This is a genomic window from Bacillus sp. SD075 (genome assembly GCF_017355165.1).
GTDB lineage: Bacteria > Bacillota > Bacilli > Bacillales > DSM-1321 > Peribacillus.
Window position 1 is genome coordinate 1 of the sequence record NZ_JADILK010000056.1, and the last position, 21,602, is coordinate 21,602.

Genomic DNA, 21,602 nt, shown 5'->3' on the forward strand with positions numbered 1-21,602 from the left:
CGGGTGCGTTAGCTGAAGATCAGAGCTGTCTTTAAGACAGCTTTTTCTTATGGCACTAACGGGGCAGTTAAGTTTAATAAGAGAGAAGCCTATTTTATGTCGCTTTTGATCATCTTAATACCAGATAGTTCTACAGATAGATAAATATGATAAAGTTAAAAAGGATGTAAAAGAGACGGAATTTTGGACAAGGAGATATAAAGTGAAGAAATTAAAAAAACGAGTTTTTCTAGGGTTAGGTGTGTTAATGGCCGCGTATATACTTTTTGTAGTCTATGATTACTTAGACAATCAGAAAAAGGTAGAACAGAGCCGGGCATTCATGGAAGAAAGCAATAAGGTAATTAATGAATATGATATTATATCGCTCGGCGTCAATCCAAATAACAAAACGATTAAAGTCCATGTGCCCATAGAGGAAAAAAAGAGGAATGAACTCGCCTATTCTTTGGCTCAAATCGCCCAAAAGCATGGCATGAAGGATTATGAAGTCATACTTAGAGCTATAAGAATAAGAGATGGGTACCCAGTTACAATTGAAGATTGAAAGCCTTGTGAAGGATTGTACTTAAACTAACAGGTGCGTTAGTTTTACAAGAAAATAATGATATTCAGCAATAGAGCGCGATTCCAGAGGAATTGGCGCTCATTTTTCATTTTAGGGCCAATTAATGGAGTAATGAAAAAATCTAATTTCTCAATACTAATTCGGAGAAATTAGACCTTTTGTAACTTCTTAAGTGAGAAATCGTCAAATTAGAATGGGGATGGATTGATTTTGTACAACGTATACAAGAAAATTATCAGGGATGCTGGTTTGTTTATAATAACATTGAGCTTTTTTCTAACTTTTTTACCAACTTACAGTTATGCTTGTTCATGCGTATTACCCGGTAAACCGGAGGAAGAGCTTGAGGAAAGTACGACGGTTTTCTCTGGAAAAGTGATGGAGATAATGGATAAGAACAAAAATAATCTTTTTCAATCATCTGCTGATCCTATTTCAGTTCTTTTAGAAGTGGAAGAAACATGGAAGGGAATGGATAAATCAGAAGTTGTCGTACATACGGAAAGAAGTTCAGCAAGCTGCGGCTATGAATTTAGTGTAAATAAGGATTATATCGTCTATGCCAATGAAAAGGATGGGGGGCTTCATGTCAGCCTCTGTTCCAGAACAGCACTATTGTCGGAAGCAGATGAGGATCTTCAGGCTCTTGATGAAGGAAAGGCACCGAAAGAGGAAGTTTCTGTTGATTTAACAAATACAAATAATCATTCTGTATATATCTATTTGGCTGTTACGATCATTTTATTGGTTGGCGTGTATTTCATTGTAGGCCGGCGAAGTAATAGGTAAATTTAATTTCTGAGTGATATTAGGTAATTACAAGTCTTCCGTTATAGGGCGCGATTGTTGAATAATCATTTAGATTTAAACGACTTTATTGTTATTTATTTAAGCATGTTTGTGATTTTAATTAAATAACATTTTTATCATTAGACATCATAAATAAAAAAAAGAGTAGACAACATTGGGTCTACTCTTCTAACTTTGTTTCTTTCCCCTTAACTTCTTCATAATCAGCCTTTTTCATGTCTAATCCTAATCGGTCACCCTCTCCACTTCCCGGCATCTCACTCATTTCTTCATACGAATCTCCTAGCTTTTCATAATAATAATATGGAGTAAGTTCACGATCTTGATCATCCATATAAAAAGCAAATTGAATATACTTCCCACCATCATAAACTCGTATGATAGCATTATCTCTAGTCAGACCTTCTGTACTCATACCATCTTCTTTTGTATCCTTTATTTCTTGATTAATCACTTTATCAATCGTTTCATCATACTTATTTCCACCGCAAGCACTTAGTACAAATATCACGATAAGACTAAGGAAAATAAAAGTTCTCTTCAATGTCATGATTCCCTCCCTTTTTAATATTCAGTATATATAATCTATTCTTCATTTTCCATGTTTCATCCATTTCCTTTCACCTGGACATCATCAACTACCCATTTATTTTTTTCTTTTATCAAAGATGTTTGTATAATCAACGTTGGATTGCTTGTCACTGAATTTGCTGTGATGGCTACTTCAACAACATTAAGAAACAACTCATGCGAACCATCAATTTTCTTCGAATAACTCTCCAATGACAATAATTCGCTTTTTACGCTCACTGTATGCTTTTGATCACTTCTTGAAGGAAAAGCAAAATTAAAACCTTTTTCAGTTGTGACTTCCCGAACTTTTTCATAACGTTTATCGATATCAGAGTAATTAAAAAATGCTTCAAAAAATGCTCTATTTTCCGAAGCGCTTCCTTCATTCAACGTTTGATTTAATTCTTCTATTTTTTTCTTTTGTAACTCATTTTGTTTATTCATTAATTCTATTTTTTCATTATAATAATGTCCAGTAATCCCCTTAATAACAAAAGTGTATCCAATCAATAACACGCCACAAGTCAGAATAACGATTAACTTATTCAACTGTTTTCACTCCTTAATTAGTAATTCTCCCGAATGAAACCAAATGTTCTCGCCAGTAACCAGATGTAAGATTAGAGTATTGAATCCCACTACCATTAGAGTTAAACATCCTGCCATCACCCACATATATCCCAACATGGGTAATATATTTACCTGCATATGTCCCAGTAAAAAAAACAAGATCGCCCGGTTTGGCATCTTGTTCATCAATTCGTTTCAACGCATAATATTGTTCTTGCGCCGTTCTTGGTAAATGAATACCTGCTTGTTTATAACTCCATTGTGTTAATCCACTACAGTCAAAACCAACACTAGGATGAGAGCCACCCCAAACATATGACTGCCCTTCATATTTCAAAGCTTCTGTCATGACGATTTCAAATCCATCTATCGAACCATTCACAAGCTTAACATCATGATTTGAACTTTTCAGATAGCGTATTATATGATCAACATAATCAGGATCACCATATCGAGACCATCCCATTTTAACAGCCATCATGTTACTAAAGGATTGTGCCACTTCTTTTGAATAGCCTCCTCGTTCCTTTGCGTATCTAATAAAGTCATTCCCGAAATTATACGACTGTAGGGTTAGGTGAACATCATAATCTGCTTGTTTTAACACACTGGCAAAGTATTTCACACCGGTCTTAATGGAAAATTCCGGGTCAGTAATACTGTTAGGTGGTAAACCAATACTTTCCGAACTTTGCATGATATCTAAATAGCGCCCACCACTTTCCTGCATGGTGAGCGCCATAATGACATTTAAATAATTATAAACTCCTTCTTGACGAGCATATTTTTCAAAAACAGCACGAAAACGTTCTACTTCAGGACTTATACCATTCGTCACATATTCACCATCATCTCCGCCTATCTCATCATTTCCTATCTCATTGTCCCCAGATATCAACATGACAACCACAGTACACATGATCATGAAGAAAATAACAGGGGATGACAACAAGAATGCGAGTAAGATTTTTTTCAAGAAAATCTCTCCTTTCGATCATCATGCTTTTTCATCCCTTCTCAGTCTATCTGTCCCTTTAGAAGATGCCGGACTCTTAATTCTGTTGAAAGAAACACCAACACTATGATTCATCATTTGATTGCCTTGTACAAGTTTAGTAGACTTACGGGGTGTTCTTAACAGAATCTTTATTTACAGACTCGTTATAATCAGATGAAAGCACTTGAACTGTCCGATCACCTTCTCCTACATTTACTTGTAAGGCTAACGATTTTTTAAAATCAGTACCTTGCCCATCTGTTTGAAGTCTTTCTATTTGCATTTCTGAATTATCCTGACGTTTAAACCCATTTGCTCTATTCTCAAGTTGATTTCTTTTACTAAATTCTTTTTGATCTGTTCGATCATTTTCTCCAATTTCCCCTTGTAAATCTCTCGATCTCGCAATCTCATATACTTCATTTTTAAGAACAGTATCTCCAACCGACTCTTTCGTTCCTTCATGGCTAAACCCTTTTTTTCTATCAGGATGATAACCGTCATCTTGTGGGAAGGATTGTTGTTGATCTTTCTTCAATAAATTTTGTAGCTTTCGATCAAATGTCTTATGGTTATTAAATGTTTTCATCTTTTGAGGTGTCCTAGAAACAGCATCAGTATCATCACCTATTTCGAATTCACGTCCGGCAAATGCATCCTTTGAAACACCATCACCAGAGGCGACATCGCCCGATCTATTGTGAAAACTTTTCGCAAAATGACTAAATATATTCGACACATCTGAACCTAATGTATTCGCGCCTTTTTTAGCCGTTTCCCAAGAAGGTTGAACCATTTCTTTACGTACATTTTCCATCATATTGTTATCAATAGATACAACTTTTCCTGCGGTTACAAACTTGATAATGGAATCTCTCTTTTTAAATCCAACCCACAATATGGAGGACAACACAACGACATTTAAAAGATACATTCCTAATCCATTCGGCGGAATCAATTGATCTACGACAAAGCACATCACATATACAAACAAAATTAAGATGCCCAACATTGCTTTAAGAAGAAAGACACTTCCAAGCCGTCCTAAAGTAACAAAACCAGAATAGGCCAGTTGGGGAACATACGAAATCATAAAAGCAAAAGGAATAAAAAACACGATCGCTAAAGCTATGATTTGAAGCAAGAAATTTAGAATCGCCAACCCCAGAAAAGGAATACCTAGTACAATAGATACCAACACCGCAATAATGGATTGACCTAACTGGTTGTAAACATTTCCAGAAGACATAGTATCATTAGAATATTCTTTTATCTCAGTACCCCTGATATATTCTAATTTTTGCTTTTCACCTTCAGCCGATAATTTATAAGATAGAAGTTTATCGATTCGATTTAAACTCCCTTTTTCATCGCTGCCTTTTTCATTTATTTTCTTTTCACTCGTTTCATCATAATTCACAAATAAGTACGGTTTTTTTAATGCCAGATTAAAGTAAACATTACGCATAATGGCAACCGTACCTTCCATTTCTTTTCCTTTTTCGATTTTTGAGTTGTCAACGTAATTTCCCTCATCCTTCACGATGCCAACAAATCCATTACCAGCAACTAATAACTTTCCTTGGGCTTCAACTGACAATGCATTCAAAGCTTTCATATAATAACCAGCGTTTGACATCCACAGTCCGCCAATAACCATTACAATAATAAAGAGAACACTTCTCCTAATCGCTTCTTTTACGCTCCCTCTTACCACAAACAGATAAACCACATATCCACAAAGAAATATAAACAGTGTTTCTCCGAAATTATTCTTTAACGTTGTATATACAGTCTTTGACACTGTAGTCATCGAATTCGCAAATTCATCAATCGGTTGAAGATTATACAAGATATCCATACCCGCATCAACGACACGCACAATATTTCCTGCAAAAGAAAAAGTGACGTTTGTCAAACCAACAAACGCCCCTTTTATACGACTATCGGATTCCTCGTTATTTGCTTGGTAACGAGCTAACGGAAATCGCTTAATTTCTAACTCAACACCACCAACCTTTACACTTTTAGGTTGAGTGGTTGTATCACCGTCAGCCGCCATAACTGAAACCGCCATGATCAATGAAGCTAATAACAGAACAACAACTGAAAGTAAAAGAATCCTTTTTCTTTTCATCACAACTCCCTCCTTTAATCTAACCTAGTCAGTAAATAAAATTGATAGTTAGCATTCTCTAACTCTTCATTTGTCAGCACTTTATTTTCTGGAAAACGCTCATATAATTTAAAACAGATCGCCTTTTGATACTTACTTTGTTTAAAACGTGTTCGATTGAACTCAATCTTAATTCCTAATAATTCTTGTAGAAATAAAGCTGTTGACTCATGTCCTATAAAGCTCTTATATACCCCACCATAGGAAGCTAAACATTTATAAACTTCATCTAAAGAAATGAACTCTGCTTTATAAAGGCCCGGATTGGTTAGCACTAAAGAATTAAGAAAAACAATTCTCACATCTAGTCCTCCTTATATATATTTTTCCTCTGCATATGCCACTGCTTTTTTCTCAACAGTCTTTAAGGCGCCCTCCCACTCTTCAAATAAGCATTCAATTGAAATTTTGGATGTTCGCCCATAATAATCTTTAAACAAGCATTGCCCTTGGAACATCGATTCCATCATTTTTATATTTTCTTTTGTTACCTCCATGTTCACCCATTTCAACACTTCTTCACGTTCTGTTGGTTCATCAAAAGCGAAAGCCACCCCAAAGTTTCCTGAATCTTCTTCTTTTAAAGCGTCCTTTGTTGACTGCGAAATAAAATATTCTGCATTGTTGTATGATCGACCAATCCGGCGCATCTGTCTTTCTACTTTTTTCCCTTGCGGTGATGTTGTAAATATCCATGCTTCATCAATAAATTCAACGGTTTGTTCTTCAGGATCCATCCCAAATAACTCACAAAATTTCCCTAAGGCAAACATGACAGCACTTGATTTCAACTGAGATTTTGTATAGTTTTTCAATCGCTCTGACTGTTCTGGCAAATCCATATTTTCAACTTCTAAAATGGTAATCCGTCTTTTTAATGACAAAGCAGCATTGGAACCGTCATGAATACATAATTTTAAAATGGAAGCAGCAACCACTTCATTTAAATAATCGCCTGCTTTTCTTACAACTAATTCTTCATGATTTTGCATATCTCTAATGATATGGAGTGAGCCTACTTGTTCGCCCCTTTCTTTACGCTCAATCACATTTGAAGTTGCCTTAAGAAACGCTGTACTTACATCGTCTTTTCCTTTAAAGTCGTATACCTGTTCAAAAATTACTTCTATTAATTCCTTCGCTCTCATTGGCGGTAAAAAAGAAATAGGGTCCAGTGCTCCCCAATTCTTTTCATCTTGATGATCTAACGTGATATAGTGATATTTCTCTAGATGAGAGAGATACAAAGGGAATTTTTCACGGATTTCTTGGTCATTTAAGACTCGATGAATCCATTTTCGCATCTCTTTTTTGGGGTCAATGTAAAGGCATTTGACGTTCAGCATACTAATATAGTTAAATATCAATTTAGCCAGATAGGATTTTCCGTTTCCTGTATCCCCTGTAATCAAACAATGCGGTGAACGTGTTTTTGAACCTTTCAGTTGCTGATTCGCTAAAAATGGGTGAAATAAAACAAAATCCCGACTCGAATAAATAGCACTTTCTAAATCGGTATGTTCTGCAAAACGGTCAACCCATCCAAGAAAAAAACCGATTTTAGAACCGACATCAGAATTAACTGCGAATAAACATTCAGCCAACCCATCTTGGGTTGTTTTTTGAACCCAATTCTTATCTGTAATGTCTAACTTTTCACCTGGTAGCATCTTATAAAACAAATTCAATTGGTCAGCAACCGGAAGCCTACATGTGATTCCAGCCCCTTTCAAATGACGTCTTACAATTGTAGCTTTACGTATGCATTCTTTTTTCGTATCACCATGCACAACAATCACTGCCAACCAATTCATCAAAAACACTTCTTCTTTCTTAATCTCGTCTTGTAAATGCCTTACCATTGTGGCGCTTGTAACGGTTGACACGTCACTCCTATCTCCTGTACTATGTTGTTCCCATTGCTCTTCCTTTAATTGTTGTTTCTTTATATTTATTGCGGTTTTTGTTAATGCTTTTGACTCAACTTGCACTTTCATTTGTATTTCAACTGGAAACGGCAACGATTGGACTTCATAAAACAGATCACTTTCCGCCATATTATGAAGAAACTCATCAATGACAACGAAGGACGAATAACCTTCATCTTGATCACTATGAAGATTTAAAACAGAAGGGTTTGTAGGGTCTATAATCGTATTTGTAATAGAATCAACATTTTTCGTTTCACTCTCTTCCTTTGTTTGGTGCTTTAAACTACGAACGAAATGATAACGGTTGATATACACCATTTCATTTTCAGAAAGCCTTTCCCCGCGAACAGAAGCCATAATATTGGCTAGTGTCTCTTCAACTTCCTCATACATTTCAAAAAAAGAAGTGGGAACATTTTGTTCCCACCCAAGCATTTTGACAACTGTATCAGTCGCCGTATTAAAAAGAGATAATATATTTCCCTTTACTTCCATACTGATATTTACAAGGCTTTTTTTCAGTTTTACACCTAAAATGAAATCATACTTTGTTAACCTTCCTAATCGTTGTTCCAATAACCTTACTGTTTCTTCATTGTAGTAACGAGCCACGCCAATGGCATCTTCTGCAATATCTGTTTCTAAATCTTTAAACCGTTTTTCTAATTCGTATTCACTTGGATACATCATCAAATGAAAATCTTCATAAGATGTAATTTCTTCAAATAAGTTTTGCCATTTCTTTTTATAAGAATTCACCTTCTCCTTATTCTGCATGGGTATCGAGTTGCTTCTGACTCGGTAATACGCCCAAACGTCTCCCGTTTTTGCCAACAATAAATTTTTGTGTATTGCCTTCATAGGCGTTTTTATTTTCATTAGAAACCCCCACCACCTTTACCAATTTACGAAATTCAATTTCTTTCTCATTACTAAAATCAACCTTACGATCATTACAATACTTTTTTTGAGGAAGTTTAATCATGAAATAGTACTTCATCAAGTCAAAAAAGTATAAATAAATATTTTTCCCTTCTGGTTTTATTTTTGTCACCAGAATTGTCAAAAGTAACGGAGTCCCAAATATCACAACAATGAACGTTTTATCAAAAGCGTGAGGAAATACCATCCTCACGCCATACCAAAAGCCAAAACAAAGTCCAACAAAAATAAAATAGTTGATCGCTGGTATCAACTCAATTGCGAAAGGCAAAGAATAGTTCTCGGTTAATTGTCGAATTTTTTTCGGTTCTCTCATTGCCTTACGATAATTAAAAACGAAGCGACCCATCATATTGCCCTCCTACATACCATTCATGAAAACCTCAATCCATCCTGAAAATTTAGACCAGTGCTGAATAATCCAAGTAACAGCACCCCCAACACAACATACTGCAATAACTCCACCTAATTTTAGTCTCATTACATGTTTAGCAGCAATAAACATAACAACGATGGTAATAAACTGTATAACAACTGTTTTACCCCAATTTTGGATACCACCTAAATCAGGCAAATTAGTAGCATTTAAAATAATCCATTGTTCCATTTTTTTCTCCTCCTTATTGATGTTTAAGATCATTTACATAAAACTGTCCGCTATTTTCCGTCAATTCTAATGTGAATCTTTCTTTTACTGGAATCTGATTCTCTTTTTCTCTAAACTCCACATCACAAGAAACTTCAAAGCCTTTTTTCGTTTCGAAAATTTTCACATTCTCCACATTACCTAAAGACAAACTGTCTTGTAATGATTCTGGTTTTTTCATCATATAGACCATGTCTTCTTTCTTTTGGGAAGCATATTTTTCAAAGAAGGAATCCAAGAACTTTTCGATAGAATCTTTTTTCAAGCCGGTATATTCCTCCCTCGTTTCCTCCTTATTAGAAGAAGCTATTTTTCCTTTTAAATCATAAATCACAGAAAAATAAGGTACAGCCGTGACCGCAAAAGTATCTCCTTTATTCGTTACAGGAATATTCAACAATAGTTTTTTTTCAACCCCTTGCTTCTCGATCACCTTTTCTTTCACTTTCTTTTCCTGTTTTCCATCTTTGATCGTTTTTTCTACTTCTTTTTCTACTGGAAACTGATTCGTATAAATCACTTTATATTGAAAAAGACTATAACCTTTTTCTTTCTTTACGTTATACAAGCTGTATTCGTTTAATATACGATTTCCTTTTAGTCCAGTCAGATCATAACTCTTTTCATCTTCGAAGCTTTCATTAGCATCAGTAACCATATGACTTTCTAACTTCTTTTTCCTTTGCTCAATGGAATCCATATCGTTTTTCACATTGACATATTCATGAATAAACCCTGATAAAAAATTGTCAGCTGCTGTTACTGATATTTGTTTTTGTTCACCTTCTTTCGGCTTACTAAAGTCTCTTTTTACATCATTCACAACTGAACGTGTATTGACAGAAAGAAGAACAGCCAAAAAAGAAAATACAAGAAGTGAAGAGAGTACCGTCCATAATGTCACAGCAACCATTTTCGAACGATCTCTGGGTACTATTTTCTTTGCTTTCTCCGGCTTTTTTACTCGCTTTATTTTTTGAATAACTGTGCGAAAAAAAGATTCTTCTTTTTTTTCAGACTCACTTTCCTTTTGAAGCAACTTCTTCACCCGCCTTCTTTTCAATCTGCTTAATTCTTTCTAAGAATGATAAAAAGGATGCTACACGTGGTAACACCCTTCTTATACTTTCATTCTCCATATAGACTTTTAAACTCGTCATTCGACCATTGGGTAAATGCTTGGTTTTATAAAACGTATAACGATATTCTGAAAATCCTTCCAATCTAGAGCCCTCCACCACCAACATACATTCTCTACTTATATTTCTGATAAATACTAATGACGAAATACCAACAGTAAAACCTAGCCGCTGAAACTCCCTGTCAACAGCAGTCATAGAGTTTAAATACCCCCATTCACGTTTATTCTGAAAGGGTTAACACCTCAAATTCAACATTTTTCACCTGTTCTTCCTCATCCTCTAGAATATTAAATTGAGCTTGCACCTTCTTATAAACATCATTTACAATCGAAACAGCATAAATAAGAATTCTTTCATCTAAATCATTATGAAATACATGTTCTATTAATCTCTCAATTAATTCTTCTGCCAAATCCAGAAATCCATGACGCTCTAATTCACTTTCAAGGTATGCACGATTGATTATATTTACATAAGACATAAAATTCTTCCCCTTTCATTAAATTTATTTGGGCCTTGCCCAAACCCACAAGGGGAACTCTTCCCCTTGACCCCATCTAATAAACTCCCCCACCCCCCTCACTTTTGAGGGGGCTCCCTCGCCGGTAGGCAGGAACAAACGGTTGTTTGTTCAATGACAAGAGGGTCTTGGTTTGGTGAACCTCTCAACTCTTATTCTCCTTTCTAGAATTTCATCTTCCTTCGGTCGTGAACTTCTACGAGTTGCGATACGTTGACAGGTGCGTTAATTCGCATCACCTATGTTTAAAGGTAATAGCATTTATTTTTCAAAAATTTCAAACCACTATATCAGCTATTTCAGCCAAGAAAACCTCTAACATTTTTTCTTGTTTATCCGAAAGTTCTGCATTCAAAATCATATCTGATAGATCATTAGAACATAAATGCTTATCCGCCTCTAACACCATTTTCATGGTTGGTGCACATGAATTTTGAAGCCAGTTTCTTGACTTCCTGTAAAAGTCCGCATCAGGCTTTGTATACAAACTCAATTTCCCTACATCACCTATAAAATCCGTCCAAAATGGACTGGTTTTCCAATACCGCCGTTCTTCCTCACCACTATCAACAAACCTGATATAATTGTTTATAATCTTTAAAGCTATATAAGTTAAATTCTTTTGAGTTATTAAAGCCTTTACAGCAACTTGCGCCCTTTCATTTTTCAAACGCAACTCATAGCGATTCCATTTGCCGATCTCTTCTAGAGGAATATTGTATTTTTCTGACTGCTCATAGTTCTTTTCATAGAAACAAAGATACGCTTCTGATTTTTTAGAGCCAAAATAAATGGTTGTACCTCCCAACCCGCCATCTACCAAATCAAACGAGCCATTAAAATCAGATTTTCTAAACCTAGAAATACATTCACCCTTTTGGGCTTTTTTCAATAGTTCAGGAATAGAAAAATACGTTGTTTTATCATCAATCGCTAAGTCGAAGCGTGTAAAAGTACCCTTGTTTTCTATACAGTCTTGAAAGAAATCAAACCATGTTTTCTTACGACATTCCAAAAATGATTCAAATTGTCGACATCCTTTACCTGACATTTCAACAAGAATACCTCTATTATCATCAGGCGCTGAATAAAAAACTTTTATTTGATCTAATTCAAATGCTCCAATGTAACCATAAAAACCTGATGACTTTTCAGTCATGTAATCTTTTCTTAGATGAACCACGTTTTCAAGAATATGATCAATATCTTGTGTTTTAAAAGTAACTCTAATGTAGTCAACCATTGATATTAAAGGGCTTTCAACGTTTACTTTTTCTTCTTTTAACATTACTACCCCCCTGTTAGCGTGGGGGGGTTTTTGTAGTTCAGTCATTCGCTAACGCTCACTCCTTCCGCTGGTTCCGTTTGTTCGCTTTCGCTGCCGCTGGCGACTGCCGTCGCCGGCGCTCCCTGCACTCCACCAGCTTGTTTTTCAATCGTTCGCATGAAATCATACCCCTTAGGCACAAAAGGACTATAAAATTCAAATACTGTTCCAGTTCCCATGTCTGAATAACCTCGCCCTGTTACTTTTTTATTCACGAATGCTTTATTACTATCTCCAAACATCATTCCGTAACCTGTATCAGACATTAATCCTAACGTCACACGGAAATTAAACTGGTCACGTATACCGTCTGCCAAATACTTTGCATCTGGCCGTTGCGCTCCTAAAACGAGAAAGTAACCTGCTTGCCTGCCTAACATAACCAGTTGCTTCATATACGATAGAGCTTCATTTCTTTCTTTCATTTCAAGCAAATCCATAAACGCAACATATTCATCAAAAAAGATAAAGACAGGTTTCAATCCTAAATAAGCATAGTTTTCACCCGTCTTGTAGTTCGGCATCTGTTTCATTTCTTCCATTCGTTTCATCATTCCATCAACAGACTTCCTCAAACACATCATAATGCCGTTCTTTTTTGAATAAACCTTCCCTGGAACCACTTCTTCCAAGTCAGCTAAATCCGCATGTTTCGGGTCTAATATTCTTATCTCTGCACCAGCACCGACACAGGCCTTTATTACTGTCAGCATGAAATAGGTTTTTCCTCCGCCTGTTCCTCCGGCAATTAACATATGTGGCAACTTATCAAAGTGCCATGTAATATGTTCCATCAAGCGCAAAGCCCCATTCTCAACCACTGCATCATCAATTGAAATGCGGTTTTTGCGGACGTCATACAACAATTTAAAGCAGACAAACCCTTCTTCCATTTCCTGACCTACAAGGTCACAAAATAAGCCATTTTCCAAATCCTTTCCCAACTCTAGAAAACGATTCTGAAAACGGCTCATGTCCATAGCAATACGAATATAAATGTAATTATTCTTCACGCTATAATACATTCTAGGGAAATACGTTATTCTTTCTTTCAAATACGTTTCACCAGAAAAAAGCTTCTTTACTCTGACATTTTCTTTTTCATAAAATTTGTTAGAAAAGATCATTCTTGCGATTTTTTGTTTATGAAGTATTTTCTTATAGCGTGAATAAAAACCAAAATATGAGACAACAACAGTCCCTATCCCTATCAAAACAGAGAATATAACACTCTTTACTATTAAAGGTAGATTCCAGTTAAATGCTTCTATGATCTCATGTATGTTCAAATGCAACAGATGCTCTTCCCAAAAGAAAAACATGGATATAAAAAAAGCAGACGCAAATATAAATGCGCCCACTCTTTTTATAGTATTCCTCATGCGAGGCTTAATCCTAGAACCTCTATATTTCCACAATTTGTTTTTAAAAAATCCAGAGATCATGATCCCTCCTTTAGCAGCTATCTAAATATTCTTTTATTTCTTTTCATCACCAGATCCATTAAGCGTTTTGACAGAATTTGAACCGGTACTTGCCGAACGTGATTTTAATGAAACAATATCATCCGCTGTTACGGTCCAACGAACAGTCGCAAAATTCCCATTAGCTTGAGCCGAAGAAGTAATCATAGGGTTCACCAATTCAACAGGTTCATTAAAATCCAATTCTTTCAATTCAACCTCACCAGGAATAGTTACTTCAATTTGACCACCTTGACCACTTGAACCAAGATTATAAACGCGGGCTTCCAAAACATCAGTACGGCGGTTATTAACACGATCATATTGAAAACGGTCACGATTATGACCTAAGAAATTCATTGCTCCAAAAGTCTTTTCTATGTCAGGTACGATATATTTCAATTCCATTTTCTATTCCTCATTTCATTTTATTTTAGTTTGATTGTTTATTTATTTTATAATCCATAACAAACATTTTATTATTCTTTATTCGCTCTAGTTATGATTCCGTCATGGCGCTTATCAGTCGCTCTTGGTCATAAACCCGTCTTGGCAACCTAGTAGGCTATTTATAGCCATCAAGCTGTTTACAGCTATCTCGCACGCTTGTTCTAGCCTGCTACAGTATTTAGAAAGTGATAACTGTATTCACTCAATACTAACGAATGACTTTTCAGTAAAATTACCATATAATAAAGGTGTCTAATCTTTTAATGGCGTTCTTGATGCTCTTGTCAAGTTCGCTTTCTTGGTCTATATGTATTTTTCAAAGATCTTTTTTAAAGTTTTTTTACAATATCGAAAGGCTCTACATTTTGGATAACCATTCTAAATTGTTGAACTTGAAAATTAATAAACATAGTAATTGATTCACTAGACAACTCCCTTTAAGTACGTAGAATTTGTTTCAATCCACTCAAAGACAAGATCACGAGGATAACGACCTTTTATGTTTTGCAATCTTGGGAATGAAGGATTGCTCGTAACCTTAATAACAGTTGGTGGAGCAATTTGTAAAATTTCGGCTAGATGACTGTTTCTGAGTACTGGCGGATAAGAGAAACTCTTCATTCCATCTTCTACACCCTTTTCGTAAGCTGATTGAATTAATTTTTCTAAACGTTCTTTCAAAAATTCTGTTTCTATTCGATCGAAAGTCATCGTTGTTTGGGGCATATTAGCACCTCCTTATGCAGTATGCAACCTCAAGTTGCTATTTTATTCAAAAAAAATGGTCCAATTTATTTCAAGAAGTTCACCAAGTTTTTTTGCTACATTTACAGAAGGTCTACGTTCTCCTTTTTCAATCATGCCATAATATTGTCTAGTGATACCAGTTCCTAATAGATCAGCAACTTCTTGATGGGTATAGCCTAATTTTGTTCTCTTCTTAGTTAACAACTTTTGAAGCTCTTGACTAGTCATTAATTCCACCTCCAATCGCAACTTTAGGTTGCTTTATATTTACTATTATACGCAACTAAAAGTTACTGTCAACCTTTTTATGCAACTTTTTGTTTCAATTATGGAAAGCAACTTTTCGTTGCTATATAATCATTAACATAGATGACTGAAATGGGGATAATTATATGTTTTCTGATAGATTAAAAAAACTGAGGTCAAATAAAAAGATGTCTCAGCAACAAGTTGCAGATTACTTAGGAATTTCTCGCCAAGCTTATGGCAAGTATGAGAAGGATAATGCTCAACCAGATTTTAATTCATTAAAAAATTTATCTTCTTTGTTTGAAGTTTCCATTGACTACTTAATTACAGGAAATGAAAATACCCAATCCCCAGATGAAATGTGGAAAGAATTTCTCGATCCTAAAACACAAATCTTTTTCAAGGATTTGAAGGATGCTCCAGAAGAAAAAATTGAAGAGTTAATACGATTTTGGGAATTTATTAAAGAGAGAGATAAGAATAAATAAAGCTCTAATTATAGGGCTTTTCTTTATAACATAAATACGAACATACATTCTTAAGGGGGAGTAAACAAATGAAGTATCAAACAACGTTATTAGAAGACTGGATTAAAGAATTTTATTTTAATATCAACGTTTATTATTCTCACCAATTAGACTTGTTAGACATTGCAGACCGCTTAGGTATTTTTATTCACTTTGAGAAATTTTCTAGTCGTGTATATAATGGAGAAATTATAATTGATTGTAGATTATCTCCGGAAGAACAATGGCAAGATTTTGGACATGAACTATGTCATTTATTAAGACAAGAAGGTAATCAATTATTACTTATGCGTAATAAATTATTAGATATTCAAGAAGCAAAAGCCGAGAGTTTCGCCCTTCATTTTTGTGTACCTACTTTTATGTTATTAAAAAATAATATTTCTAATTATGCGAATGTTCAGTACGGAATTCCCTTTGTAACAGAAAAATTTAATGTAACTGATGAGTTTGCAAAAAAACGACTTATCCATTTTCAAAACCAAATACAACAATCTAAGTCAGACCAAGATTTTAGAAGGCAAATGGAATTACTTTACCCGAGGGCTAGCACTGATAATTGGTCAAATGAAACAAAACTAATTTTGGACAAGCTTAATAAACAATTAGAAAAGAAAAAAATTTTTCAAGGAGTATGATTTTTATGCCAAGACAACGAGTTTACTATGATTATTTTGAAGGAAAACAAGTTCCAGTCTGGTATGTTTTGACTTTTAGTCTCTTGGAAATTCCATGGGAACAAGATTCTTATTATTTTGAAGTAATTGCTCCTTTCGAGTATTTTGACAGAAACGACTTTGATGATTCAATACTTAGTTCCTCCATCAATATTGAAGATTTATTAACGAATAATCTTCATGCCAGCCAGCTAGGATTAAATCTTGATCAAATTAAGCATCGAATTAGTAGACATGGTGTTAATCCATACGAAGTTGACCAATTTATTATCCAGCTTCCTGACATCGAGGAAGTATTGCAACTATTACCTAACGAAAGAAAAGAACCTTTTATTCTTGTATAACTATAAGGAGATGGTATAGATGGCTTATGTAAAGAAATATCAAACCAAAAAAGGCGAAAGATGGATGTACGTAGTGGAGAATGGAATAGATCCTCAAATAGGAAACCGCCGGCGAATTGTTAAAAAAGGATTTATTAAACAGAAGGATGCTAAAGATGCTCTTAAAGAATTCGAGCGTAAAACAAGTGGTAAAAAATTTGAAGATAAAAATTTAACTTTTGAAGAAGTGGCAGAAGACTGGCTTGATGTCTATAGTGAAACAGATGTAAAGATAAGTACTATCCGTGTTAGAAAACATGAAATTGGGCATTTAAATCGCTATTTTGCTAAATATAAAATCAAGGATATTACTAAAAGAATGTATCAAAATGCATTAAATGATTTAAAGAAGAAAGAACAGCTTGCTCATAATACCATTTCTGGTATACATGGAACAGCAAGGATGATATATAAAAGAGCAATGGAGCAGGACCTATTATTAGCTGATCCAACAGAGTATGCTTTCATTCCGAAAGATAAAAAGACAGTTGAGGATATTGAAAATAAAAAAGTCGAAGATAAATATTTTGAAAAATATGAGTTAAAGGCATTCTTAGATACAGCCAAAACACAGGGTGAAATTGATGACTATGTTATTTTTTTAACTTTATCCTGGACAGGCCTTAGAGCTGGTGAATTAGTAGCTCTTAAGTGGAAAGACATTGATTTTGAAGAAAATACGATCAATATCACAAAGACCTACTATAATCCAAGAAATAATACCAAAGATTATAAATTGCTTCCTCCCAAGACTAACGGTTCAATACGTAAGATTGATGTGGAAGATGAAATTATTAATACCCTCCATAAACATAGATTGAAACAAAAAGAAATCAAACTACAAGTTGGCAAAGAGTATTATGATAAAGATTTTGTTTTTGGAAGATTAAATGCTCCTTATTTCGGTTATCCACATTTTATTAAGACTATAGAAAATCGAATGGAAAGCTTGTTAAAAAAAACACCAGCTATTAACAAACGATTAACACCTCACTCCTTAAGACACACCCATACATCTTTGTTAGCAGAAGCTGGTGTTGAATTACTTCAAATTATGGATCGACTTGGTCACACAGAAGATGAAACAACTACACAAGTTTATTTACACATTACAAAAGACAGAAAAAAAGAAGCTTCTCAAAAGTTTGCTCAACTAATGAGAAGCCTCTAATTTTAATTTTGGATTGGTTCAGGCACCTTTTCGGCACCTAAAATGATGTTTCTATCTACAAACCCTTAATATATAAAGGTTTTATAGATCAAATTACATCATGCCGCCCATTCCACCCATGCCGCCCATGTCAGGCATACCCATGCCGCCTGCACCACCAGCAGGTTCTGGTTTATCAGCAACAACAGCTTCTGTAGTTAAGAACATAGCTGCTACAGAACCAGCGTTTTGTAAGGCTGAACGAGTTACTTTAGTAGGATCGACGATACCGGATGCAATCATGTTGACCCATTCTCCAGTAGCTGCGTTGAAGCCAGTACCTACTGCTTCACCTTTAAGGCGCTCTACGATTACAGAGCCTTCAAGTCCAGCATTGTGAGCGATTTGACGAACAGGCTCTTCGATGGCACGAAGAACGATTTTAACGCCTGTTGCTACGTCGCCTTCTGCTTGAATTTCAGCGATTTTATTGTATACGTTAAGAAGGGCTGTACCACCACCGGCTACGATGCCTTCTTCAACAGCGGCACGAGTGGAGTTCAATGCGTCTTCAATACGAAGTTTACGTTCTTTTAATTCTGTTTCAGTAGCTGCACCGACTTTAATTACCGCTACACCACCAGCTAATTTAGCAAGGCGTTCTTGTAATTTTTCACGGTCGAATTCAGAAGTTGTTTCTTCCAATTGAACACGGATTTGATTTACACGAGCTTGAATTTGAGCTGTATTTCCAGCACCTTCAACGATCGTTGTATTTTCTTTTGTAACAACCACTTTAGATGCACGGCCTAATGAATCGATTGTTGCAGACTTAAGATCAAGTCCGATTTCTTCAGTGATTACTTCGCCGCCTGTAAGAGCTGCGATGTCTTCAAGCATTGCTTTACGACGGTCGCCGAATCCAGGAGCTTTAACTGCAACTGCGTTGAATGTTCCACGAAGTTTGTTCACAACAAGAGTTGCAAGCGCTTCGCCTTCTACATCTTCAGCAATCAACAATAGCGGTTTCCCTTGTTGAACAACTTGCTCAAGTACAGGAAGGATTTCTTGGATATTCGTGATTTTTTTATCTGTGATCAAGATATATGGATTCTCAAGGACAGCTTCCATTTTATCTGAATCAGTAACCATGTATGGAGAAGCATATCCACGATCGAACTGCATACCTTCTACTACGTCCAACTCAGTTGTGAAACCTTTAGACTCTTCGATTGTGATGACGCCATCGTTACCAACGCGCTCCATTGCTTCCGCAATCAATTGGCCCACTTCTTCATCAGCTGAAGAAATGGCAGCAACTTGTGCGATTGATTCTTTGTTTTCAACTGGTTGGGAAATGGCTTTCAATTCTGCAATGGCAGTATTGACCGCTTTCTCGATTCCTTTACGGATACCCATTGGGTTAGCACCAGCTGTAACATTTTTAAGACCTTCACGGATCATCGCTTGAGCAAGAACCGTTGCAGTAGTTGTACCGTCACCAGCTACGTCGTTTGTTTTGCTTGCTACTTCAGCAACCAATTTCGCACCCATGTTTTCGAATGCATCTTCCAATTCGATTTCTTTAGCGATCGTCACACCGTCATTCGTGATAAGCGGTGAACCGAATTTTTTCTCAAGAACCACGTTACGACCTTTTGGTCCAAGCGTTACTTTAACTGCATCTGCAAGTGCGTCCACACCACGAAGCATGGAGCGGCGAGCTTCTTCACTAAATTTAATTTCTTTAGCCATTTATAAGTACCTCCCTAAAATTTTAAGAAAATTTTCGTTCAGTTAAGTATGATGTATAATTAGCCGATAACAGCTAGAATGTCGCTTTCACGTAAAATTAAGTATTCAGTGTCTTCGTATTTAACTTCAGTACCTGCATATTTTGAGAAGATAATTAGATCGCCTTGGGCAACCTCTAAAGCAACACGTTCGCCATTTTCAAGGACACGGCCAGTACCAACTGCTACTACCTTACCTTCTTGTGGCTTTTCTTTAGCAGTATCAGGAAGAACAATACCGCTTGCAGTTTTTTCTTCAGTTTGAACTAGTTCAATAATAACGCGATCACCTAATGGTTTTAACAAGTGAAACAACCTCCTCATATTCTCTTGATAATTTGTTTCATGATTATTAGCACTCTTCATCATCGAGTGCTAACACATTTATAATATTAAATAAACCGAGCCTTTTTTGCAAGTATCTTATTGAAAATTTTTTATTAATTTCTGATAAATTACGGGTATACTACTTTAGCATAATGATTTCCTGAACAAAGTAATTGAAATGTTTTGTTGAGGGTACCTTTAAGTGGTGTTCTGCTTAAATATTTGATACCATTTTGGAGTATGCGTTTATAGATTGTCCCCATATGTTCCGAGCGGGATGGGTGACTAAATAAAAGGAGTTTTCATTTTTGAAAAAAGAATATTGGTTCGTCATCATCACTTATATTGCCATGCAATTATCCAGTATTGTTGGGGTACCCATTTTCATGCTGATCGGGTCTTATACCGGAATGCCGGCTGATGAACTCGAAGTGAAGTCTGCAGCATACTGGATAGTTTTCAGTTTTCTCGCTGCTTTATTCCTAATTCTTTTTTTAATGAGAAAAGATATGAGGGAAAAGTTGGACACGAGAAATCAATCTTCCGTTCCCATGTCCATACTATGGGCAATTGCAGGAGTTTTCATGGCTCTTTTTGCGCAAAGCATTGCCGGTAGCATTGAACAAATGCTTGGGGTGGAGTCTGAATCTGAAAATACGCAGCAACTCATTTCACTCATTTACAAAGTCCCCATGGTCATTTTCGTCACTTCAGTAATCGGACCCATATTGGAAGAATTAATTTTCCGGAAAATCATTTTCGGATCCCTTCATAAACGCTTTAATTTCTTTATTTCAGCTTTAATCAGCTCAGTTATTTTCGGCTTGGCGCATGGTGAATTTGAACATCTTCTTTTATATACAGCAATGGGCTTCACCTTTGCTTTCCTTTATGCAAAAACAGGCCGCATTCTCGTTTCCATGAGCGCTCATATTGCGATGAATACGCTTGTTATCATCCTTCAAGTGGTATATCGGGAGGATATTGAGAAGATGCTAGATACTGCACAGGCCTTCATCGGAGGTTTATTATGAAACGTCAATCACCATTATTCATGGGCATCATCTATGCAGGCTTAGGAGCTCTTTTTACCGCTATCGCGATTCAAACCGTCAATTCTTCTGGATGGGGAATCTTTGCCTACATTCTTGTCCTAATTGCGACTCTTGACTTTGGATCGGGATTACGCATGATCATGCTGCACTTTAAGATTAAAGCCGCACAAAAAAATAAGAAAAAATAAAAAACGCTGCAATGATGCAGCGTTCAGACTGTGGACAAACCCGATGAAAAATTAGTTTGTCTACAGTTTTTTTATGGCTTTTGCAATTTGGACGCTGATTTCCGCTCCAGGGGCTCGCTTTTCGCGGGCGATCCGGGATTCTCCTTTGCTTGCGCCTGTGGGTCTCCCTTAGACGCGCTTTTCCCGCAGGAATCGCACGCACCTTCCTCTCATTCAACTTCGTATAAGATTCAAATAGAAACCATACCTAAGGAATTGTAGTATTTACTTTGGGCCAGTTGGTTCGGGATCAGCTTTTGATGAAAGATACGTTTCATGAACCCCTTTCTCCTAAAGTCTCTTTTAAAAGAAGGTTCAAAACTTGAATTGATAAGGATGCTTTTTATTCTAT

General features: G+C 35.9%; 26 protein-coding genes. 8 read left to right on the forward strand and 18 right to left on the reverse strand.

The genetic code is table 11. The annotated features are described in order from the left end of the window. Positions 1 to 202 precede the first annotated feature (202 nt). Both IOC57_RS22635 and IOC57_RS22640 read left to right on the forward strand, forming a co-directional pair. The gene (locus IOC57_RS22635; RefSeq protein ID WP_207440813.1) at positions 203 to 547 is read left to right on the forward strand and encodes a YolC/YozM family protein; all 345 of its coding nucleotides are present in this window, start codon (positions 203 to 205) and stop codon (positions 545 to 547) included. A gap of 231 nt (positions 548 to 778) precedes the next feature. Beyond that, positions 779 to 1,357, forward strand: coding sequence for a hypothetical protein (locus IOC57_RS22640; protein WP_286185124.1), 579 nt, complete (start codon positions 779 to 781; stop codon positions 1,355 to 1,357). Between the two features lie 181 nt (positions 1,358 to 1,538). Here IOC57_RS22640 and IOC57_RS22645 read toward each other — a convergent pair whose 3' ends face one another. The 16 genes from IOC57_RS22645 to IOC57_RS22720 form a co-directional block, all read right to left on the reverse strand. Then, a complete protein-coding gene (locus tag IOC57_RS22645; RefSeq protein ID WP_207440834.1) occupies positions 1,539 to 1,922 on the reverse strand; it encodes a cystatin-like fold lipoprotein in 384 nt (127 codons plus the stop codon). Positions 1,923 to 1,984: 62 nt separating this feature from the next. Beyond that, complete coding sequence (locus IOC57_RS22650; RefSeq protein ID WP_309487752.1) at positions 1,985 to 2,467, reverse strand: hypothetical protein; 483 nt, start codon at positions 2,465 to 2,467, stop codon at positions 1,985 to 1,987. A gap of 46 nt (positions 2,468 to 2,513) precedes the next feature. Then, the gene (locus tag IOC57_RS22655; RefSeq protein WP_309487753.1) at positions 2,514 to 3,503 is read right to left on the reverse strand and encodes a bifunctional lytic transglycosylase/C40 family peptidase; all 990 of its coding nucleotides are present in this window, start codon (positions 3,501 to 3,503) and stop codon (positions 2,514 to 2,516) included. A 139-nt stretch (positions 3,504 to 3,642) separates the two neighbouring features. Continuing rightward, entirely contained in the window at positions 3,643 to 5,655 is a 2,013-nt protein-coding gene (locus IOC57_RS22660; RefSeq protein WP_207440815.1) for a CD3337/EF1877 family mobilome membrane protein, read from the reverse strand. A 14-nt stretch (positions 5,656 to 5,669) separates the two neighbouring features. Beyond that, positions 5,670 to 5,996, reverse strand: coding sequence for a YddF family protein (locus IOC57_RS22665; RefSeq protein WP_207440816.1), 327 nt, complete (start codon positions 5,994 to 5,996; stop codon positions 5,670 to 5,672). 12 nt (positions 5,997 to 6,008) lie between these two features. Next, entirely contained in the window at positions 6,009 to 8,504 is a 2,496-nt protein-coding gene (locus IOC57_RS22670; RefSeq protein WP_207440817.1) for an ATP-binding protein, read from the reverse strand. Then, positions 8,392 to 8,916 (reverse strand): conjugal transfer protein, encoded by a 525-nt coding sequence (locus tag IOC57_RS22675; RefSeq protein ID WP_207440818.1) that lies wholly within the window; start codon positions 8,914 to 8,916, stop codon positions 8,392 to 8,394. Before IOC57_RS22675 ends, IOC57_RS22670 begins: the two co-directional genes overlap by 113 nt. Positions 8,917 to 8,928: 12 nt before the next feature. Further along, a complete protein-coding gene (locus IOC57_RS22680) occupies positions 8,929 to 9,174 on the reverse strand; it encodes a hypothetical protein (RefSeq protein WP_207440819.1) in 246 nt (81 codons plus the stop codon). Between the two features lie 13 nt (positions 9,175 to 9,187). Beyond that, positions 9,188 to 10,252 carry a conjugal transfer protein gene (locus tag IOC57_RS22685; protein ID WP_207440820.1) on the reverse strand — a complete coding sequence of 355 codons (1,065 nt, stop codon included), beginning with the start codon at positions 10,250 to 10,252 and terminating at the stop codon, positions 9,188 to 9,190. Further along, a complete protein-coding gene (locus IOC57_RS22690; protein WP_207440821.1) occupies positions 10,233 to 10,550 on the reverse strand; it encodes a hypothetical protein in 318 nt (105 codons plus the stop codon). The genes IOC57_RS22685 and IOC57_RS22690 overlap by 20 nt, the downstream gene beginning before the upstream one ends. Before the next feature lie 25 nt (positions 10,551 to 10,575). Then, positions 10,576 to 10,836 carry a hypothetical protein gene (locus IOC57_RS22695; protein WP_207440822.1) on the reverse strand — a complete coding sequence of 87 codons (261 nt, stop codon included), beginning with the start codon at positions 10,834 to 10,836 and terminating at the stop codon, positions 10,576 to 10,578. 316 nt (positions 10,837 to 11,152) lie between these two features. Further along, complete coding sequence (locus tag IOC57_RS22700; RefSeq protein ID WP_207440823.1) at positions 11,153 to 12,208, reverse strand: replication initiation factor domain-containing protein; 1,056 nt, start codon at positions 12,206 to 12,208, stop codon at positions 11,153 to 11,155. Further along, positions 12,205 to 13,647, reverse strand: a complete 1,443-nt coding sequence (locus IOC57_RS22705; RefSeq protein WP_207440824.1) for a DNA translocase FtsK — start codon at positions 13,645 to 13,647, stop codon at positions 12,205 to 12,207. The genes IOC57_RS22700 and IOC57_RS22705 overlap by 4 nt, the downstream gene beginning before the upstream one ends. A 33-nt stretch (positions 13,648 to 13,680) precedes the next feature. Next, complete coding sequence (locus tag IOC57_RS22710) at positions 13,681 to 14,073, reverse strand: YdcP family protein (RefSeq protein ID WP_207440825.1); 393 nt, start codon at positions 14,071 to 14,073, stop codon at positions 13,681 to 13,683. Between the two features lie 465 nt (positions 14,074 to 14,538). Continuing rightward, positions 14,539 to 14,841, reverse strand: a complete 303-nt coding sequence (locus IOC57_RS22715) for a hypothetical protein (protein WP_114238065.1) — start codon at positions 14,839 to 14,841, stop codon at positions 14,539 to 14,541. 42 nt (positions 14,842 to 14,883) lie between these two features. Then, complete coding sequence (locus IOC57_RS22720) at positions 14,884 to 15,090, reverse strand: helix-turn-helix transcriptional regulator (protein ID WP_114238064.1); 207 nt, start codon at positions 15,088 to 15,090, stop codon at positions 14,884 to 14,886. 164 nt (positions 15,091 to 15,254) lie between these two features. On the opposite strand from IOC57_RS22720, the gene IOC57_RS22725 reads away from it, so the two are divergent. From IOC57_RS22725 to IOC57_RS22740, 4 genes are all read left to right on the forward strand, one after another. Continuing rightward, positions 15,255 to 15,599: a helix-turn-helix domain-containing protein gene (locus tag IOC57_RS22725; protein WP_114238063.1), complete on the forward strand. Its 345-nt coding sequence runs from the start codon at positions 15,255 to 15,257 to the stop codon at positions 15,597 to 15,599. Positions 15,600 to 15,667: 68 nt separating this feature from the next. Continuing rightward, on the forward strand, positions 15,668 to 16,276 hold the full coding sequence (locus tag IOC57_RS22730) for an ImmA/IrrE family metallo-endopeptidase (protein WP_207440826.1): 609 nt from the start codon (positions 15,668 to 15,670) through the stop codon (positions 16,274 to 16,276). 5 nt (positions 16,277 to 16,281) lie between these two features. Then, positions 16,282 to 16,659, forward strand: a complete 378-nt coding sequence (locus tag IOC57_RS22735) for a hypothetical protein (protein WP_207440827.1) — start codon at positions 16,282 to 16,284, stop codon at positions 16,657 to 16,659. A gap of 19 nt (positions 16,660 to 16,678) precedes the next feature. Next, positions 16,679 to 17,869 (forward strand): tyrosine-type recombinase/integrase, encoded by a 1,191-nt coding sequence (locus tag IOC57_RS22740; RefSeq protein ID WP_114238074.1) that lies wholly within the window; start codon positions 16,679 to 16,681, stop codon positions 17,867 to 17,869. Positions 17,870 to 17,962: 93 nt separating this feature from the next. Here the strand turns inward: IOC57_RS22740 and groL are convergent, their stop codons facing one another. Then, on the reverse strand, positions 17,963 to 19,603 hold the full coding sequence (gene groL / locus IOC57_RS22745) for a chaperonin GroEL (protein ID WP_207440828.1): 1,641 nt from the start codon (positions 19,601 to 19,603) through the stop codon (positions 17,963 to 17,965). 59 nt (positions 19,604 to 19,662) lie between these two features. Then, a complete protein-coding gene (gene groES, locus IOC57_RS22750; protein ID WP_034306337.1) occupies positions 19,663 to 19,947 on the reverse strand; it encodes a co-chaperone GroES in 285 nt (94 codons plus the stop codon). A 329-nt stretch (positions 19,948 to 20,276) separates the two neighbouring features. Between groES and IOC57_RS22755 the strand changes: the two genes are divergently transcribed. Then, positions 20,277 to 21,002, forward strand: coding sequence for a CPBP family intramembrane glutamic endopeptidase (locus tag IOC57_RS22755; RefSeq protein WP_207440829.1), 726 nt, complete (start codon positions 20,277 to 20,279; stop codon positions 21,000 to 21,002). Then, the gene (locus IOC57_RS22760) at positions 20,999 to 21,211 is read left to right on the forward strand and encodes a YdiK family protein (RefSeq protein ID WP_063235583.1); all 213 of its coding nucleotides are present in this window, start codon (positions 20,999 to 21,001) and stop codon (positions 21,209 to 21,211) included. Before IOC57_RS22755 ends, IOC57_RS22760 begins: the two co-directional genes overlap by 4 nt. Positions 21,212 to 21,602: the final 391 nt, after the last annotated feature.